Below are 16089 nucleotides of genomic sequence, written 5' to 3'. Positions count from 1 at the left end.
GCAGCCGGTGCGGGGATCGTAGCGATTCGTTCGGACCTGCGGGTCAACCCTGCATCTGCGAAGGCAGCCAAAGTGCCACGCCGGGCACCACGTAGGTCAGCAGCACGGCGGCCATCATCAGCACGAACAGCGGCAGGGTGGCGCGCGCGATCCAGGTCACCTCGCGCTGCGTGAGGCCCTTGAGCACGAACAGGTTGAAGCCCACGGGCGGCGTGATCTGCGCCATTTCGACCACCAGCACGATGAAGATGCCGAACCAGATCAGGTCGAAGCCAGCCGCCTGCACCGTGGGCAACAGCACGGCGATGGTGAGCACCACCATCGAGATGCCGTCGAGGAAGCAGCCCAGCGCGATGAAGAACACGGTGAGCAGCAAGAGCAGCGCAAACGGCGTCAGTTGCAGCGCGCCGATGAATTCCGCCACCTGGCGCGGCAGGCCGATGAAGCCCATCGCCAGCGTGAGGAAGGCCGCCCCCGCCAGGATCAGGCCGATCATGCAGTACACCCGGCAGCCGGCGATCAGCCCGTCGCGAAAGGTCTGCCAGTTCAGCGTGCCGTCCACCCGTGAGAGCAGCAGCGAGCCGGCCACGCCCAGCGCCGCGGCCTCGGTGGCGGTGGCAATGCCGCTGTAGATGCCGCCCAGCACCAGCGCGATGAGCAGCACCACCGGGATCAGGTGGCGCGAGGCGTAGAGCTTGTGCCGCAGTGCAGTACCGGCGTCGGCCGCGGGGATGCGCCCCGGACGCAGCAGCGACCACACCACGATGTAGGCGCTGAACAGCAGCCCGAGCATCAAACCCGGGATGACGCCGGCGAGGAAGAGCTTGGCGATCGACACGTTGGCCGCCACGCCATAGACGATGAGGATGATCGAAGGCGGAATCAGCAGGCCCAGCGTGCCCGCGCCCGCCAGCGTGCCGATGGCCATGTTGTCGGGATAGCCGCGCTTCTTGAGTTCGGGCAGGGTGATCTTGCCCACCGTGGCGCAGGTGGCGGCCGATGAGCCCGAGATGGCGGCGAAGATGGTGCAACCCACCACGTTGGCGTGCAGCAGCCGCCCGGGCAACCAGTTGAGCCAGGGCGCCAGGCCCTTGAAGAGGCTGTCCGAGAGCCGGCTGCGGAACAGGATCTCGCCCATCCACAGGAACAAGGGCAGCGCGGTGAGCGTCCAGCTCGAGGTCGCCCCCCACATGGTGAGCGCCATGCTGTCACCCACCGGGCGCGAGGTGAACAGTTCCATGCCCACCACCGCCACGGCGATGAGCGACAGCCCGATCCACAGCCCCGAGCCGAGCACGGCAAACAGGGCCACGATGAGCACGAGGGCGATCATGGCTTCCATGGCGATTCCTTGAGGGTGCAGGCGTGGGGGTTCATTCGGTGGGGGCGGCGGCGTGGGACGCGATCAGCTCGCGCCCTTGCAGCCGCCACCACAGCGCCTGCACGAAAGCCAGCGCCAGGCCCAGGCAGCCCAGCACCATCGCGATTTGCGGCAACCACAGCGGCGTCGCGTCGGCCGAGGGCGACACGTCGTGCGTGGTGTGCGAGATCCAGGCCAGTTGCACTGCGTACCAGGCGATGTAGAGCGACAGCGCCAGGCCGGCGAGCAGGCACCACCATTCCAACGCGTGGCGCGCCACGGGTGGCAGCCGGTCGAGCACCAGCGTCACGCGGATGTGCTCGCCGCGCACCAGCGTCGAAGGCAAGGCCAGGAACAGGGCCGCGGCGATCGCGTAGCCCGCGTAGGCGTCCAGCCCCGGCAGGTCCCAACCGAACAGGCGCGAGAGCACGCTCAAGCTGACGGCCGCGAAGGCTGCCACCATCGCGACGCAGGCCAGGGCCAGCAGCAGCCGGAAAAAATTCAGGACGAGCTTGTCCATCGCGCGCTCCAGGACACGAAAGAGGATGTCGGGGTGAAGAACGGTGGCGTGCCAATGCACCACCGGGTGGGGACCGAGGGACCGCCCTTCGACAGGCGCAGGACGGGCCTCAGGTGCCGCCCCCCTTCAAGGGGGGTCGCGCGCAGCGCGGCGGAGGGTTACTTCCGATACATGTCGACGATGGCCTGACCCTCGGGGCCGGCGGCCTTGATCCATTCGGCGGTCATGGTCTCGCCAATGGTGGCCAGCGCCTTCTTCAGGTCATCGCTTGGCGGCGTGATGCTCATGCCCGCAGCCCGAAGTTGCTCGATGTACTCGCCATCGAGCTTCTCACTGAGCGCCCAGCCACGCGCTTCGGCCTCGGCCGCGGCCTTGAGCAGCGCGTCCTGCGTGGGCTTGTCGAGCGCGTTGAAGTCCTTCAGGTTGACCACCGTCACGTTGCGCGGCAGCCAGGCCGACACCGGATAGAAATGCTTGACCTGCTCGTGCAGCTTGCTCTCCACCCCGCTGGCGCTGGAGGTGAGGAAGTTCTGCACCGCGCCGGTGGCCAGGGCCTGCGGCAACTCGGCAAGCTGGATCGTCACCGGCTGCGCCTTGAGCAGTTGCGCGATGCGCGTGGTGGCCGGGTTGTAGGCGCGCATCTTGGTGCCCGCCAGATCGGCCGCGCTGTTGACCGGCTTGATGGAATACAGGGATTGGCCGGGCCAGGGCACCGAGAACAGCACCTTCATGCCCTGCTGCGCCAGCACCTTCTCCTGTGCGCCGCGTGCGGCGTTGTACAGGCGGCGCGACTCGGCGTAGCCGGTGGCCAGGAAGGGCACGGAGTCCACGCCGAAGAGCGGGTTCTCGTTGGCCGCTCCCGAGATGATGAATTCGCCCGCGGGCGTCTGCCCGGTCTGCACCGCGCGCTTGATCTCGTTGGCCTTGTAGAGCGAGCCGCCCGGGTGCAGTGTGATCTTGAGCTTGCCGCCCGTGGCCTTGTCCACGTCGTTGGCGAACTGCTGCAGGTTCTGCACCTGGAAGGTGTTGGCCCCGTAGCCGCTGGGCAGGTCCCATTTGGCCTGCGCGTGGGCGGCACCGGCCAGGGCGAGGGCGCAAAGCCCGATGGCTGTCTTCATCATGGTCACTCTCCTGGTTCGCTTGCGAGTTGCTGGTTGAGAAGGTCGGTGATCAGCATCGCGCCCGGGGCGTGCGTGATGCAGAACGCGGGGCGGGCCTGGGCAATGGCTGCCTGCGGCGTGACGCCGCAGGCCCAGAACACAGGCACCTCATCGGGCAGCACATCCACGGCATCGCCGTAGTCGGGCTGGCCAAGGTCGGCAATGCCGATCAACGCTGGCTCGCCGATGTGCACGGGCTCGCCGTGCACGTCGGGAAAGCGCGCGGTGATGCGGGCGGCGCGCGCGGCATCGGCCGCCTTGATCGGGCGCATGCTCACCACCATGGGTCCGGCGAACGGGCCCGCGGGTTCGGTGGCCAGCGTGGTGCGGTACATGGCCACGTTGCGGCCCTGCTCCACGTGCCGCAAGCGGATGCCGGCAGCCATCAGCGCTTGCTCGAACGAGAAGGAGCAACCGATGACGAAGGTCACGAGGTCGTCGCGCCACAGCGCGTGGATGTCGTTGGGCTCGTCCACCAGCACACCGTCGCGCCACAACCGGTAGCGCGGCAGGTCACTGCGGATGTCGATGCCCTCGCCCAGCGTGGGCAGCATCGGGTCACCCGGCGCGCCCACCGCCAGCAACGGGCAGGGCTTGGGATTGCGCTGGCAATAGAGCAGGAAGTCGTCGGCGAGCGCGCGCGGCAGGATCACCACATTGCCCTGCACCAGCTCGTCCGCGAGACCGCTGGTGTGGCGCGTCCATTCGCCGCGGCGGATCGGGCCGCGCACCTGTTGCGCCAGCGCCCGTGCACCGGTGTCGATGTGTCGCGTCTGCAATGCCTCTGGCAATCCCACTTGTGTCTCCAGCTCCACCGGCGCCGCCGGTTCATGGGTTTCGTGACAGGCTTGTCACATTGGGGCCGGATTGTGGGCAGGTGGATCGTCCACCACAAACGCGATTTTTCTTGCTTACGTCATCGATTTTTTCGATGCCTTGAGTTGGGGCGTTTTTCCACGGCTGCGCCCCACGGCGGTGCCTTCGCGCGCGGCGGTCCAGGCTTCCACGAAGGCCAGCGCCGAGCGCACCACCGTCTCCACCGCCTGGGTGGAAGGGTCGCTTCGGTAGCTCGCATGGATCGGCAGCGGTTGCAGGCGGGCGTCGCAGGGCAGCTCGCGCAGATCGGCCACCGCAAACAGGTGCTGCACCGCCTCGCGCGGCAGGGTGGCCACGCCGAAGCCGCCCTGCGCCATCTGCAGCATGGCCGACACCGAGGAGATGGTGTGCACGCGCCGCGGCTCCACGCGTGCCGCGCGAAACAGGTCAAGCAGGGCCACGTGCGGCAGCGAGCCGCGCTGGAAGGTGAGCAGTTCCAGCTGCGCCAGGTCGTCCAGCGCATAGCGGCGGCGCCGATGCAGGCTGGCGCTGCCCACGAACACCATCGCCATCGATGGCAACGCGCGCGAGCGCACACCGTCGGCGGCCGCAGGCTGGGCGGCAAACGCCAGGTCCAGCGTGCCGCGGCGCATCTGCTCCAGCAGGATGGGCGTGGTCTCCACCGACAGCTCCAGTTCCAGCGCCGGGTGCTCGATGCGCAGTTGCTCCATCCACGGAATCAGCCACGAGTGCAGCACGGATTCGATGGCGCCGATGCGCAGCGACACCGCCAGCGCTTCGCCCGAACCCATCTCGGCCTTGGCCTCGCGCTGCAGCTCCAACAGCCGCTGCGCGTAGTTCAGGAAGCGCGCACCCGCGGTGGTGAGCCGGAACTGCTTGTCGCGCCGGTCCAGCAGCAGCACACCCAGCTCCTCCTCCAGCGTGGCAATGCGGCTGGACATGGCCGACTGCGTGAGGAAGAGCTTCTCGGCGGCGCGGGTCACGCTCTTGAGCGTGGCCACCCAGTAGAAGGCCTCGACGAAGCGCAGATTCATGCGCGTCTCCGGGGAAACACGGACAAACCTGGCCCGCGTTTTGCAACTATGCTGCCCGTCTTTGTCATCCGTTCAACCTTCTGGAGTGACCATGAAATTCAAGCTCGCCCTGGCCACGGCCGCCTTCGCCTTTGGCGCCAGCGCCCAAGCCCAGACCGCCTGGGACCTGCCAGCCGGTTACCCGGCCACCAACTTCCATTCGGTCAATCTTGCCACCTTCGCCAGCGACGTCGACAAGGCCAGCGGCGGCAAGCTCAAGATCACGGTGCACCCGGGCGCCTCGCTGTTCAAGGCCCCCGAGATCAAGCGTGCGGTGCAGGGCGGTCAGGCGCAGATCGGCGAGATCCTGCTGGTCAACTACCAGAACGAATGGCAGATGTTCGGTGCCGACGGCATTCCGTTCCTGGCCACCAGCTACGCCGATTCGAAGAAACTGTATGCGGCGCAGAAGCCCATCCTGCAGAAGAAGCTCGCCGAGCAAGGAATGATGCTGCTCTACGCCGTGGCCTGGCCGCCGCAAGGCCTGTACAGCAAGAAGCCCGTGGCCAGTGCGGCCGACCTCAAGGGCAGCAAGTGGCGCGCCTACAGCCCGGCCACGTCGCGCATCGCCGAGCTGGTGGGCGCACAACCCGTCACGGTGCAGGCGGCCGAGCTGTCGCAAGCCCTGGCCACCGGCGTGGTGGAAACGAACATGACATCGGGCGCCACGGGCGTGGACAGCAAGCTCTACGAGCACCTGAAGTTCTACTACGACGTGCAGGCCTGGTTGCCCAAGAACGCGGTGATCGTGAACAAGCGCGCGTTCGACGCGCTGGACAAGCCCACGCAGGACGCCCTGATGAAGGCCGCCGCCGACGCCGAGGCGCGCGGCTGGGCCGCGTCGGAGAAGGTGAACACCGACACCATGGCCGTGCTCAAGGCCAACGGCATGACGATCGAGCCGCCGTCGGCCGCGCTCAAGGCCGATCTGCAGAAGGTCGGTGCGACCATGCTCCAGGAATGGCTGAGCAAGGCTGGCCCCGAAGGCCAGCAACTCATCGACGCTTTTCGCAAGTGAGGCCACGGGCATCGAATGCGAAAGGCGCTTGACGGCCTCTACCTCGGCGCGGGCTGGTTGGCCGCGCTGTTCATGATCGGTGTGCTCGCGATGGTGCTGCTGTCCATCGTGAGCCGCCTGGCCGGCTTCTACGTGCCGGGCACCGACGCGTATGCCGGCTACGCGATGGCCGGCGCGGGCTTTCTCGCGCTGGCCCACACGCTCAAGAGCCACGAGCACATCCGCGTCACGCTGATCATCGGCAAGCTCACCGGCGGTGCGCGCCGCGGGATGGAACTGTGGGCGCTGTCGGTGGCGGCGCTCATGGCCGGCGCCCTGGCCTGGTTCTCATGGCGGCTGGTGTGGCAGTCGCACCAGTTCCACGACATTTCCACCTCGGCCGACGCCACCCCGCTATGGATCCCGCAGATCCTCATGGGGGTGGGCTGCACGGTGCTGTTCATTGCGCTGATCGACGAATGGGTGCTCGAGGTACGTGCAAAGCGCATGCGCGCCGCCGGAGACACGCGCCATGAATGAGTTCTTCATCACCACGCTGCTCATCGTGGCGCTGTTCGTGCTGCTGGGCAGTGGCGTGTGGATCGGCCTCACGCTCGCGGGCGTGGCCTGGATCGGCATGGAGCTGTTCTCCTCGCGCCCCGCGGGCGACGCGATGGCGCTGACCATCTGGGGCTCGGCCAGCAGCTGGACGCTGACGGCGCTGCCGTTGTTCGTTTGGATGGGCGAGATCCTGTTCCGCACCAAGCTCTCCGAAAGCATGTTCCGCGGCCTCGCACCGTGGGTGAACGCGCTGCCTGGTCGGCTGCTGCACACCAACATCCTGGGCAGCACCATCTTCGCGGCGGTGTCCGGCTCGTCGGCCGCCACCTGCGCCACGGTAGGCAAGATGAGCATTCCCGAGCTCACGCGCCGCGGCTACCCGGCGGAGAAGATCGTGGGCTCGCTCGGCGGTGCCAGCACGCTGGGCCTGTTGATTCCGCCCTCGATCATCATGATCGTCTACGGCGTCGCGGCCGAGGTGTCGATCGCCAAGCTCTTTGTGGCGGGCGTCATTCCGGGCCTGCTGCTGGCCACGCTGTTCAGCGGCTCGCTCATGGTGTGGGCGCTGCTCAACCCGGGCAAGGTGCCGCAGGCCGATGCCGGGATGTCCTTCGGCGAGAAGCTGCGCGAGTCGCGCCACCTCATCCCGGTGGTGCTGCTCATCGGCGGCGTCATCGGCGCGATCTACAGCGGCATCGCCACCGCCACCGAGGCCGCGGCCATCGGCGTGGTGGGCGCGCTCATCCTGTCGGCCTCGCAAGGCTCGCTCAACTGGACGACCTTTCGCGACTCGCTGCTGGGCGCCACGCGGCTGTACTGCATGATCGCGCTCATCCTGGCGGGCGCGGCCTTCCTCACGCTGTCCATGGGCTACATCGGACTGCCGCGCCATCTGGCGGAATGGGTGGGCTCACTGGGCCTGTCGCCCGGCATGTTGGTGATCGCGCTCGCGCTCTTCTACATCCTGCTGGGCTGCTTCCTCGATGGCATCTCGATGATCGTGCTCACCATGGGCGTGATCCTGCCCACCGTCACCGCCGCCGGCATCGATCTGATCTGGTTCGGCATCTTCGTGGTGGTGGTGGTCGAGATGGCGCAGATCACGCCGCCCGTGGGCTTCAACCTGTTCGTGCTGCAGGGCATGACAAAGCGCGAGATCACCTGGATCGCCATGGCCTGTCTGCCCTATTTCTTCCTGATGGTGCTGGCGGTGCTGCTGCTCTACTGGTTCCCGGGTCTCGTCACCTGGCTGCCCTCGAAGATGTAGCCACCGCCCCGCTAAGATGCACACCCCGCCGCCTCACCCGCGAGCGGGGTTTGTTTTTCCGGAGATCCCGTTTCGTGTTCAAGAACCTCACGCTTTACCGCATCGCCCCGGGCTGGGCGCCCTCGCTGGATGCGATGGAGAAAGCGCTCGATGGCGCGCGCTTCGTGCCCTGCAGCGCCACGCAGGACAAGTCCCTCGGTTGGGTGGAGCCGCGCGGTGAAGCGCATGGCCCACTGGTGGAGGCCGTGGCCGGCCAGCGCATTCTCAAACTGCAGATCGAAACCAAGTCCGTGCCCGGTGCGGTCGTGCGCCGCAAGGCGCAGGAGGCGGCCGATCACATCGAGGCCACCACCGGCCGCAAGCCCGGCAAGAAGGAAACGAAAGGCCTGCGCGAAGACGCGCTGATGGCGCTGCTGCCGCAGGCCTTCGCGCGCCAGCAAAGCGCCTGGATCTGGATCGACCCCGAACGCGGCTGGCTGGCCACCGACGCCAGCAGCCAGGGCAAGCTCGACGACATCGTCACCGCGCTGGTGCGCGCCTTCGACGGCCTGGCGCTCACGCTGTTCAACACCCAGGTGACACCGCAGGCCGCCATGACCCAATGGCTCAGCGTGACCGACGCCGAACAATGGCCCGAAGGCCTGGCCGTGGAGCGCGACTGCGAGCTGCGATCCAGCGACGAGGAACGCTCGGTGGTGCGCTTCACGCGCCACCACCTCTTCAACGACGAGGTGCGCCGCCACATCAGCGAGGGCAAGCTGCCCACGCGCCTGGCGCTCAACTGGGAAGGCCGCGTCGGCTTCACGCTCACCGAGAGCATGGCGCTCAAGAAAATCCAGTTCCTGGAAGGCGTGTTCGAGGACCGCCCCGCGAACGAGGAAGAGAGCTTCGACAGCAACGTCGCCATCGGCACCGGTGAGCTGCGTGGCGTGCTTGATGCGCTGATCGCCGCGCTGGGGGGCGAGCTGCAACCGGGCCAGGTGCCGGGCCATGAGCCCGTTGCGACGCCCGCCACCGCCAGCGCGAACAACAGCGCGACCACCCGCGCAGACGCCAACGCCACCGCCGACGAAGGCGCACCCTTCTGACCATGGCCCCGGTGCTCGCCATCTGCCTCGGTGCTTGTGCGGGCGCGCTGCTGCGCTGGCGCCTGGGCCTGTGGCTGAGCACGCCCACGAGTCTGCTGCCCTGGGGCACGCTGGCCGCCAACTGGATCGGCGCCTACGCCATCGGCCTGACCTTCGCGGTGCTGCAGGCCAACCCGCATCTCGATCCGGCGTGGCGCCTGGCCATCGTCACCGGCCTGCTGGGCGCGCTCACCACCTTCTCCACCTTCTCGATCGAAGTGGTCACGCTGCTGCAGCAAGGGCGTTTCGCGCTCGCGCTGGGGGTGTCCTCCCTGCACCTGTTCGGCTCGCTGCTGCTCACCTGGCTGGGGCTCAGAACGCTGACGGCCTGAGGCCGCCCGCTGCTTTGCCAGCACGTCGGCGGGGGGCTACTCCACTTTTCCTTGTTCGGCCCGGCTCATCAGGTCGCGGCTGATGCCGATCATGCGATCGCCCAGCGCCGCGCGGCGCGTGGGGTGCAGACGCGATTCGCTGGCCACCAGCACGATCGCGCCCACCGGGCGCCCATCGCGCTGCAACAGCGGCACGCCCAGCGCCCAGTAGCCCGGCACCACGATGCCCGGAATCACGGCGTAACCGCGCTCGCGCGTTTCAGCCACCAGGTGGCGGATCACGGCCACAGGCGATTTGGGGTAGTTCTGGTCGATGTGGTGGCCGTTCACCTGCAAGGCGTTGTCCACCTCGGCATCGGGCAGCGCAGCCAGGATGGCCAGCCCGCCCGCGCCCACGCCCAGCGGGTGGCGGTCGCCCAGGCGCAGCGCGTCGCTCGGGATCGGCCCGTGGCCGGTCTCGCGCGACAGGCAGATCACCTCCAGACCCTGCACCACCGAGAAGAACACCCAGTCCCCCGTCTCCAGCGCAAGGGCGCGCAGCGAACCCGTGGCCAGGCGCTGCAGCGAGTAGCTCGGCTCGGCCGCCAGCCCCACCACGAAGGATTCCGGCCCGAGCCGGTAGCAGCGCGAGCTGGCGTCGTGCACCACGAAGCGCTCGTCCGCCAGCGTGTGCGTGAGCCGCACCGCGGTCGCCTTGCTGAGCCCCAGGCGGCGGCCGATTTCGCCGATGCGAAGGCCCTCGGGCTGGTGGCGCGCCAGCAGCTTGAGGATGCCCAGCCCGCGCCGCAGCGTCTGTGCACCGGGCGTGTCGCCGGCGGGGAGTTCGGGTGGGTTCATGTCGGTAGTTACCCGCAACAACGGGTTCACATAGTGAACCGGTTTTGCGGGGCCTTTCAGGGTTTTCCTCGGCAGCCATTGGTTGGCGTGCTGCCAATATCAAGGCCACTGATTCACATTCTGGACATTCAACCTCACAAGGGCGAGATGGACAACCCTAAGCAGCACGAAGGCCGGGTCGCATTGATCACCGGCGCGGCCAGCGGCATCGGCCTGCAGATCGCGCGCGATCTCGCGCAGCAGGGCGCCACGGTCTGCATCGTGGATCGCAACGGCCCCGCGGCCGAGCAGGCCGCCGAAGCCATCCGCAGCGAAGGGGGCCAGGCCCTGGCCCTGGTGCTCGACCTGGCCGATACCGAAGCCGTCCAGCACGGCATGGACGGCCTGCTGCAGCGCTTCCTGGCGATCGACATCCTGGTCAACAACGCGGGCGTCGTCTCCACCCAGCCGGCGACCAGCGTGACGCTGGCGCAGTGGAACAACACGCTGGCCATCAACCTCACCGCGCCCATGGTGCTTACGCAGCGCGTGCTGCCGGCCATGCAGGCGCGGCGGTGGGGCCGCATCGTGAACATCTCTTCCATCAGCGGCGTGCGCGCCGGCACCGGGCGGCTGGCCTATGGCAGCTCCAAGGCAGCGCTCATCGCCATGACGGGCCAGTTCGCGATCGAGGTCGCGGCGCACGGCGTCACGGTCAACGCGATTGCGCCGGGCTTTGTCGACACGCCCATGATTCGCACGCTGCACGGCAGCTCCAACGCGAACACCTACCTCGACGTCTGCCCCATGCACCGCTTCTGCTCGCCGCAAGAGGTGTCGGCCGCGGTGGTGTTCTTCTGCTCCGAACAGGCCAGCTTCATCACCGGGCAGACGCTGGGCGTCGACGGTGGCTACCTCGCCAGCGGCCTGTTCATGCCCCGGCTGTTCGAGATTCCCGCCGCCACGCCCACCGCCGCCGCGGCCTGAGCTTTCCCCGCCCGCCCCCAAGTTCCAACCCGAGGAGACAACGATGACCCTTTCCCGCCGCACCCTCATCCAGGCCACCGGCATTGCCGCGGCCAGCGTCGCCGCACCGCTGAAGCTGGCGTATGCCCAGAGCGCCGAGTTCACCTTCAAGTACGCCAACAACCAGCCGCCGCAGCACCCCATGAACGTGCGCGCCAAAGAGGCGGTAGAGGCCATCAAGAAGGAAACCAATGGCCGCATGGACATCCAGATCTTCCCGAGCAACCAGCTCGGCTCCGACACCGACACGCTGAGCCAGCTGCGCTCGGGCGGTGTCGAGATGTTCAACCTCTCCGGCCTGATCCTGTCTACGCTGGTCACGCCCGCTGCGCTCAACGGCCTGGGCTTCGCCTTCCCCAACTACGACGCCGTGTGGAAAGCCATGGACGGCGACGTCGGCGCCTACATCCGTGCGCAGATCGCCCGCGTCAACCTGCATGCGCTCGACCGCATCTGGGACAACGGCTTCCGCCAGACCACCACCTCCACCAAGCCGATCAACACGCCGGCCGATCTCGAAGGCTTCAAGATCCGTGTGCCCGTCTCGCCGATGTGGACCTCGATGTTCAAGGCCTTCGGTGCGTCGCCAATCTCGATCAACGCCTCCGAGATGTACACCGCGCTGCAGACCAAGGTGGCCGACGGCCAGGAGAACCCGTTCGCGGTCATCTCCAACTTCAAGCTCTACGAAGTGCAGAAGTACTGCTCGCTCACCAACCACATGTGGGACGGCTTCTGGACACTGATCAACAAGCGCGCCTGGGACCGCCTGCCACCCAACATCCGCGACATCGTCACCAAGCACCTGAACGACGCCGCGATGAAGGAGCGTGTGGACGTGGCCGCCAACGAAGCCACGCTGCAGAAGGACCTGACCGCCAAGGGCATCGTCTTCAACTCGCCCAACACCGCACCCTTCCGCGACAAGCTGCGCAGCGCCGGCTTCTATGCCGAGTGGAAGGCCAAGTTCGGTGACGAGGCCTGGGCCGTGATGGAGAAGTACACGGGTAAGCTGGGCTGACAGACACTGGGTTGACATGACAGAACTCATCGCCGGCACTTCTGCCGACGCGGACGGTGCCTACAAGGGCACCGTCCTTCACGACACCCGCCGCAGCCCGTTCTGGCTCAAGCCCCTGGAGGCCGTCTCGGTCCTCCTGATGCTCAACATCACGGTGCTGCTGCTGGTGGGCGTGATCTCGCGCTACGTGTTCAACAAATCCCTGGTGTGGTCGGACGAGGTCGTCTCGATCTCCTTCATCTGGCTCACCATGCTGGGCGCGGCCATTGCCGTGCACCGCAACGAACACCTGCGCCTGGGCCTGTTCGTCGAACTGCTGCCGCCGCGCGCGCGGGAGTTCGTGCACGCCTTCGCGCTGGTGGCCATCGCCGCCGTGCTGCTGGCGCTCATCGGTCCGGCCATCGACTACGCGAAGGACGAGTGGTTCATCCGCACGCCCGCGCTCGACATGCCCAACACGTTCCGCGTCAGCTCCATCGCCTTCGGCTTCATCGCCATGCTGGGCTTGGTGTTGCTCTACGCGGGGCGTTCCGCCCGCAAGCTCGATCTGGCGCTCGCCACGCTCGCGGTCGGCGCGGTGGCACTGGCCTGCTGGCAGTTCTCGCCACAGCTCATGAAGCTCGGGCCAGCCAACATCGGCATCTTCCTCATCGGTTTTGCGGCGGTGTGCCTCGCAGCCGGCGTGCCGATCGCCTTCTGCTTCGGCGTGGGCGCGGTGTGCTACCTGGCCTTCACCACGCACGTGCCGCTCACCGTGGTCATCGGCCGCATGGACGAAGGCATGTCCAGCCTGGTGCTGGTCTCCGTGCCCATCTTCGTGCTGCTCGGCTGCATCCTCGATGCCACCGGCATGGGCAAGGCCATCGTCGACTTCCTGGCCTCGCTGTTCGGCCACATCAAGGCCGGCATGTCCTACGTGCTGCTGGGCTCGCTGTTCATCGTCTCGGGCATCTCCGGCTCCAAGGTGTCCGACATGGCCACCGTGGCGCCCGCGCTGTTCCCCGAAATGAAACGCCGCGGCCACAAGCCGCGCGAAATGGTGGCGCTGCTGGCCACCGGCGCCGCCATGGCCGACACCGTGCCGCCCAGCATCGTGCTCATCGTGCTCGGCGCGGTCGCGGGCGTGTCCATCGCGGGTCTGTTCCAGGCCGGCTTCGTCATTGCCATGGTGTTGCTGGCCGTGCTGCTCGTGCTGGCACGCTGGAAGGCCCGCAACGAAGACATGCACGACGCCAAACGCGCACCGATGTCGATGGTGCGCCGCTTCCTCATCATTGCCGCGCCAGCGCTGGTGCTGCCCTTCCTCATCCGCGCCGCGGTGGGCGAAGGCGTTGCCACCGCCACCGAGGTCTCCACCGTTGCCGTGGTCTACGCGCTTTTCGTGGGCCAGGTCATGTACGGCGGCATCGGCCTGCGCAAGTTCTACGACATGCTGGTGGAAACCGCCGCTCTGTCGGGCGTGGTGCTGCTGGTGCTGGGGGCCGCATCGGCCATGGCCTGGTCCATCACGCAAAGCGGCGTGGTGCAGCAGCTCTCGGTGTTCATGACCTCGCTGCCCGGCGGCTGGATCGGCTTCATGGCCGTCACCATCCTGGTGTTCGTGGCGCTGGGCTGCCTGCTCGAAGGCCTGCCCGCGGTGCTGCTGCTGGCGCCCATCATGTTCCCCATCGCCAAGTCGCTGGGCATCAACGACATCCACTACGCCATGGTCGTGGTCTGCGCCATGAACATCGGCCTGATGATGCCCCCCCTCGGTGTGGGCTTCTACATCGCCTGCCGTATCGGCAACGCTCCGCCCGACGAGGTCATCGGCGCCATCTGGCCCTACCTGGTAGCCCTGCTGGTGGGCGTCGTGATCATCGCGGCCTTCCCGCAGATCACCGCCCTGGCCTTGTGATCAACTTCCCCATGATCGAGCTTTACCGAACCATGGCGCGCATCCGCGCTTTCGAACTCGCGGCCGAGGTCGCCAGCCAGGGCGGCGTGGGCGTGCTCGGCGCGCAGGTGGACGAACGCGCCAAGGTGCGCGGCCCGCTGCACCTGTCCATCGGTCAGGAAGCGGTGGCCGCTGGCGTGTGCGCCCACCTCACGCGCGAAGACCTGCTCACCAGCACGCACCGCGGCCACGGCCATACGCTGGCCAAGGGCGGCAACATGCGCCGCATGATGGCCGAGCTGTTCGGGCGTGCCGACGGCAGCAACGGCGGCAAGGGTGGCTCCATGCACATTGCCGATTTTTCGGTCGGCATGCTGGGCGCCAACGGCGTCGTCACCGCGGGCCTGCCCATCGCGTGCGGCGCGGCACAGGCGCTCAAGCTGCAGGGCAAACCGCACCTGGTGGCCTGTTTCTTCGGCGACGGCGCCATCAACCGCGGCCCTTTCCTCGAAGCGCTCAACTGGGCCGCGGTCTACCAGCTGCCGGTGCTCTTCGTCTGCGAAGACAACAAGTACTCGGCCACCACCAGCACCGCCGGCCTCACCGCCGGCCCCGGCGTGGCCGCGCGCGCGCTGGCGCTGGGTGTTCCCGGTGCAAGTGTTGACGGCAACGACGTGGAAGCCGTGCACGCCGCGGCCGCCCGCCTGGTCGGCAAGATCCGCGCGGGTGAAGGCCCGCAGCTGCTGCACGCCCTCACCTGGCGCGTGCGCGGCCACGTGTCGGTGGACAAGCAGGCCTACCGCGATCCGAGCGACCTGCAGGGCGCGATCGACGCCGACCCGCTGCGCCGCGCGCGCGCCCGTGCGCTGGAGCGCGGCATCGCTGCCGCCGAGCTCGATGCGGTGGACGCCGCCGTGCAGGCCGAGATCGACGACGCCGTGGCCTTTGCCAACGCCTCGCCCGTGCCCGACCCGGCCGCGGCCTACACCGACATCCAGACCACCGGAGCCGGCCCATGGCACTGAACACCATGACCTATGCCGAAGCCGCCGTGCACGCCATGGCCCAGGCCATGCGCGCCGACCCGCGCGTGGTGGTGCTCGGCGAAGACGTGGGCCGCGGCGGCATCTTCCAGCAGTACAAGGGCCTGCAGGCCACCTTCGGGCCACAGCGCGTGATCGACACGCCGATCTCCGAGGCCACCATCGTCGGCGCCGGTGTGGGCATGGCACTGGTGGGCATGCGCCCGGTGGTGGAAATGCGCGTGGTCGACTTCGCGCTTTGCGGCATGGACGAGATCGTCAACCAGGCCGCCAAGAACCGCTACATGTTCGGCGGCCAGGGCCGCGTGCCGCTGGTGATGCGCATGCCCATCGGCTTCTGGCAGAACTCCGCGGCCCAGCACTCGCAAAGCCTGGAAGCCTGGTTCGCACACCTGCCCGGCGTGGTGGTGATGTGCCCGGCGACACCGCAGGACAACTACAGCATGCTCACCCACGCCCTGCGCGGCGAGGACCCGGTGATCTACATGGAGAACAAGGAGCTCTGGGGCCTGCAGGGCGAAGTGAACGAATCGGTGCTGCACGTGCCCGGCCGCGCCCACGTGCTGCGCCGCGGCAGCGACCTCACGCTGGTGAGCTGGTCGGCCGCGGTGCACACCACCACGCAGGCCGCCGACGCGCTGGCCGCTCAGGGCGTGAGCGCCAGCGTGATCGACCTCGGCACCCTCTGGCCCTGGGACCGCGAGGCCGTGCTGCAGGACGTGGCCCGCACGCGCCGCCTGCTGGTGGTGCACGACGCGGTGCAGACCGCCGGCTTCGGCGCCGAAGTGGCCGCCACCGCCGCGCAGGCCACGGGCTGTCGCATCGGCCGCCTGGGCGCGCCGCGCGTTCCCGTGGGCTACGCCACCAGCCTGGAGGCCGTCGCCCGCATCTCCCCCGCCGCCGTCGTCGACGCGGCGCTTTCCCTCATCCCCCAACCCGAAACGGCACCATGAAAGTTTTCTACGACAAGGACTGCGATCTTTCCCTCATCAAGGGCAAGACGGTCGCGATCATCGGCTACGGCAGCCAGGGCCACGCGCACGCGCAGAACCTCAACGACAGCGGCGTGAAGG

At 67.9% G+C, this 16089-nt stretch carries 16 protein-coding genes and 1 pseudogene; 11 read left to right on the top strand and 6 right to left on the bottom strand.

What is annotated here, in order from left to right:
* Positions 1–43: 43 nt before the first annotated feature.
* From M3149_RS00085 to M3149_RS00065, 5 genes are all read right to left on the bottom strand, one after another.
* On the bottom strand, positions 44–1342 hold the full coding sequence (locus M3149_RS00085; protein ID WP_251707303.1) for a TRAP transporter large permease: 1299 nt from the start codon (positions 1340–1342) through the stop codon (positions 44–46).
* A 31-nt stretch (positions 1343–1373) separates the two neighbouring features.
* Positions 1374–1880, bottom strand: a complete 507-nt coding sequence (locus tag M3149_RS00080) for a TRAP transporter small permease (RefSeq protein WP_251707302.1) — start codon at positions 1878–1880, stop codon at positions 1374–1376.
* Positions 1881–2038: 158 nt separating this feature from the next.
* Positions 2039–3001, bottom strand: a complete 963-nt coding sequence (locus M3149_RS00075) for a TRAP transporter substrate-binding protein (RefSeq protein ID WP_251707301.1) — start codon at positions 2999–3001, stop codon at positions 2039–2041.
* 2 nt (positions 3002–3003) lie between these two features.
* On the bottom strand, positions 3004–3783 hold the full coding sequence (locus M3149_RS00070) for a putative hydro-lyase (RefSeq protein WP_251707588.1): 780 nt from the start codon (positions 3781–3783) through the stop codon (positions 3004–3006).
* Between the two features lie 168 nt (positions 3784–3951).
* Positions 3952–4911, bottom strand: a complete 960-nt coding sequence (locus tag M3149_RS00065) for a LysR family transcriptional regulator (protein WP_251707300.1) — start codon at positions 4909–4911, stop codon at positions 3952–3954.
* 91 nt (positions 4912–5002) lie between these two features.
* Here M3149_RS00065 and M3149_RS00060 point away from each other — a divergent pair, with 91 nt between their 5' ends.
* The 5 genes from M3149_RS00060 (at position 5003) to crcB (ending at position 9234) form a co-directional block, all read left to right on the top strand.
* Complete coding sequence (locus M3149_RS00060) at positions 5003–5968, top strand: TRAP transporter substrate-binding protein (protein ID WP_251707299.1); 966 nt, start codon at positions 5003–5005, stop codon at positions 5966–5968.
* A gap of 15 nt (positions 5969–5983) precedes the next feature.
* Positions 5984–6487 (top strand): TRAP transporter small permease, encoded by a 504-nt coding sequence (locus M3149_RS00055; RefSeq protein WP_251707298.1) that lies wholly within the window; start codon positions 5984–5986, stop codon positions 6485–6487.
* On the top strand, positions 6480–7775 hold the full coding sequence (locus tag M3149_RS00050; protein WP_251707297.1) for a TRAP transporter large permease: 1296 nt from the start codon (positions 6480–6482) through the stop codon (positions 7773–7775). The genes M3149_RS00055 and M3149_RS00050 overlap by 8 nt, the downstream gene beginning before the upstream one ends.
* Before the next feature lie 74 nt (positions 7776–7849).
* The gene (locus M3149_RS00045) at positions 7850–8863 is read left to right on the top strand and encodes a recombination-associated protein RdgC (RefSeq protein ID WP_251707296.1); all 1014 of its coding nucleotides are present in this window, start codon (positions 7850–7852) and stop codon (positions 8861–8863) included.
* Between the two features lie 2 nt (positions 8864–8865).
* Positions 8866–9234 carry a fluoride efflux transporter CrcB gene (gene crcB, locus M3149_RS00040; RefSeq protein ID WP_251707295.1) on the top strand — a complete coding sequence of 123 codons (369 nt, stop codon included), beginning with the start codon at positions 8866–8868 and terminating at the stop codon, positions 9232–9234.
* Between the two features lie 36 nt (positions 9235–9270).
* Here the strand turns inward: crcB and M3149_RS00035 are convergent, their stop codons facing one another.
* On the bottom strand, positions 9271–10071 hold the full coding sequence (locus tag M3149_RS00035) for an IclR family transcriptional regulator (protein ID WP_251707294.1): 801 nt from the start codon (positions 10069–10071) through the stop codon (positions 9271–9273).
* 147 nt (positions 10072–10218) lie between these two features.
* On the opposite strand from M3149_RS00035, the gene M3149_RS00030 reads away from it, so the two are divergent.
* From M3149_RS00030 to M3149_RS00005, 6 genes and pseudogenes are all read left to right on the top strand, one after another.
* Positions 10219–11037, top strand: a complete 819-nt coding sequence (locus M3149_RS00030; RefSeq protein WP_251707293.1) for an SDR family NAD(P)-dependent oxidoreductase — start codon at positions 10219–10221, stop codon at positions 11035–11037.
* A 43-nt stretch (positions 11038–11080) separates the two neighbouring features.
* Positions 11081–12097, top strand: coding sequence for a TRAP transporter substrate-binding protein (locus tag M3149_RS00025; protein WP_251707292.1), 1017 nt, complete (start codon positions 11081–11083; stop codon positions 12095–12097).
* 16 nt (positions 12098–12113) lie between these two features.
* Positions 12114–13994: a TRAP transporter large permease gene (locus M3149_RS00020; protein ID WP_251707291.1), complete on the top strand. Its 1881-nt coding sequence runs from the start codon at positions 12114–12116 to the stop codon at positions 13992–13994.
* Between the two features lie 11 nt (positions 13995–14005).
* On the top strand, positions 14006–14998 hold the full coding sequence (locus M3149_RS00015) for a thiamine pyrophosphate-dependent dehydrogenase E1 component subunit alpha (protein ID WP_251707587.1): 993 nt from the start codon (positions 14006–14008) through the stop codon (positions 14996–14998).
* Positions 14989–15969 carry an alpha-ketoacid dehydrogenase subunit beta gene (locus tag M3149_RS00010; protein ID WP_251707290.1) on the top strand — a complete coding sequence of 327 codons (981 nt, stop codon included), beginning with the start codon at positions 14989–14991 and terminating at the stop codon, positions 15967–15969. Before M3149_RS00015 ends, M3149_RS00010 begins: the two co-directional genes overlap by 10 nt.
* Positions 15966–16089: pseudogene (locus tag M3149_RS00005) on the top strand (ketol-acid reductoisomerase); the annotation flags it as partial. The gene M3149_RS00010 and the pseudogene M3149_RS00005, both read left to right, overlap by 4 nt.

Origin of the sequence: Hydrogenophaga intermedia (genome assembly GCF_023715105.1) — a bacterium.
Taxonomy (GTDB): domain Bacteria; phylum Pseudomonadota; class Gammaproteobacteria; order Burkholderiales; family Burkholderiaceae_C; genus Hydrogenophaga; species Hydrogenophaga intermedia_A.
Note: the sequence above shows the minus strand (reverse complement) of the source record. Positions and strands in the feature narration are given on the sequence as shown.

Coding starts and splice junctions, on each gene's coding strand:
- M3149_RS00080 (WP_251707302.1), bottom strand. CDS start 1,880: ATGGACAAGCTCGTCCTGAATTTTTTCCGGCTGCTGCTGGCCCTGGCC.
- M3149_RS00075 (WP_251707301.1), bottom strand. CDS start 3,001: ATGATGAAGACAGCCATCGGGCTTTGCGCCCTCGCCCTGGCCGGTGCC.
- M3149_RS00060 (WP_251707299.1), top strand. CDS start 5,003: ATGAAATTCAAGCTCGCCCTGGCCACGGCCGCCTTCGCCTTTGGCGCC.
- M3149_RS00035 (WP_251707294.1), bottom strand. CDS start 10,071: ATGAACCCACCCGAACTCCCCGCCGGCGACACGCCCGGTGCACAGACG.
- M3149_RS00015 (WP_251707587.1), top strand. CDS start 14,006: ATGATCGAGCTTTACCGAACCATGGCGCGCATCCGCGCTTTCGAACTC.
- M3149_RS00025 (WP_251707292.1), top strand. CDS start 11,081: ATGACCCTTTCCCGCCGCACCCTCATCCAGGCCACCGGCATTGCCGCG.
- M3149_RS00030 (WP_251707293.1), top strand. CDS start 10,219: ATGGACAACCCTAAGCAGCACGAAGGCCGGGTCGCATTGATCACCGGC.
- M3149_RS00020 (WP_251707291.1), top strand. CDS start 12,114: ATGACAGAACTCATCGCCGGCACTTCTGCCGACGCGGACGGTGCCTAC.
- M3149_RS00050 (WP_251707297.1), top strand. CDS start 6,480: ATGAATGAGTTCTTCATCACCACGCTGCTCATCGTGGCGCTGTTCGTG.
- M3149_RS00055 (WP_251707298.1), top strand. CDS start 5,984: ATGCGAAAGGCGCTTGACGGCCTCTACCTCGGCGCGGGCTGGTTGGCC.
- M3149_RS00085 (WP_251707303.1), bottom strand. CDS start 1,342: ATGGAAGCCATGATCGCCCTCGTGCTCATCGTGGCCCTGTTTGCCGTG.
- M3149_RS00010 (WP_251707290.1), top strand. CDS start 14,989: ATGGCACTGAACACCATGACCTATGCCGAAGCCGCCGTGCACGCCATG.
- M3149_RS00065 (WP_251707300.1), bottom strand. CDS start 4,911: ATGAATCTGCGCTTCGTCGAGGCCTTCTACTGGGTGGCCACGCTCAAG.
- crcB (WP_251707295.1), top strand. CDS start 8,866: ATGGCCCCGGTGCTCGCCATCTGCCTCGGTGCTTGTGCGGGCGCGCTG.